Source organism: Micromonospora fiedleri (assembly GCF_016774385.1).
Lineage (GTDB): Bacteria > Actinomycetota > Actinomycetes > Mycobacteriales > Micromonosporaceae > Micromonospora > Micromonospora gifhornensis.
The window spans coordinates 1-458 of the sequence record NZ_JAETXL010000076.1; the positions used below are offsets into that span (position 1 = coordinate 1).

Below are 458 nucleotides of genomic sequence, written 5' to 3' on the forward strand. Positions count from 1 at the left end.
TGACCAGTTCGCTTTCCGACGGCACGCGGTAATGCGGCGGCCAGTTACCACTGTCGATTTGCTGGGTGATCATCTGTTTGACGCGGGCGTACAGGGGCGCCGGACTGTCGCCCATGTTCGCGGCCAACGGAGAGACAGCAGGCGGAGTCGGCACGGTTAATCCTTGTTCCTGTCTCTTATACACATCTAGATGTGTATAAGAGACAGGGTACATCAGGCACACCAGCACGATCGGGATCGCCGCGCCATACACGCCGAACTGCACCCGGCTGGAAATCATCTGCGGCAAGCCCAGCTTGGGCCCTTGCGCCGCATGCAATGCCATCACCCCACCGCCCAGCAATTGCCCGATCAACAGACCGATCAACGACCAGAACACATCACCGCCCAGCACCACGGCCAGGGCCCCGGTGACAATCGCGGTGATTTGCAGGTTGGCACCCATCCACAGGGTGAAC

1 protein-coding gene is annotated in these 458 nt (G+C 60.3%); it reads right to left on the bottom strand.

The annotated features are described in order from the left end of the window. The coding region (locus tag JMF97_RS31620) for a cytosine permease (protein ID WP_238360468.1) at window positions 1-445 on the bottom strand (445 nt) is incomplete at its 3' end. Between the last annotated feature and the right edge of the window lie 13 nt (window positions 446-458).